Source organism: Streptomyces zinciresistens K42, assembly GCF_000225525.1.
Classification (GTDB): Bacteria; Actinomycetota; Actinomycetes; order Streptomycetales; family Streptomycetaceae; genus Streptomyces; species Streptomyces zinciresistens.
Genome location: NZ_AGBF01000518.1, coordinates 1 through 213, shown reverse-complemented (window position 1 = coordinate 213; position 213 = coordinate 1). Strand labels below are relative to the sequence as shown.

Sequence of the window (213 nt, the reverse complement as noted above, 5' to 3'; positions counted from 1 at the left end):
GCCTGTTCGCGTGCACGCGCCCTGACCTGCGGTTGCCACTCAGATTCGGTCGCCTCCACCAGGGCGGCCTGGAGCCGCTTCTGTGGCTTCTTCAGCTTCCCGGCGCGGTAGCGCTCGATCGTGCGAGTCGAGGCGCCTACACGCTCCGCCAGGCTCCTTGCTGACTCCTTCGTCCGCGTGAGAAGGAATTTCACCTGTGCATTTGCGGACTTC

At 64.8% G+C, this 213-nt stretch carries 1 pseudogene; it reads right to left on the bottom strand.

Annotated elements, in window-relative coordinates:
- Positions 1-194 (bottom strand): annotated as a pseudogene (locus SZN_RS42155) (telomere-protecting terminal protein Tpg); the annotation flags it as partial.
- Between the last annotated feature and the right edge of the window lie 19 nt (positions 195-213).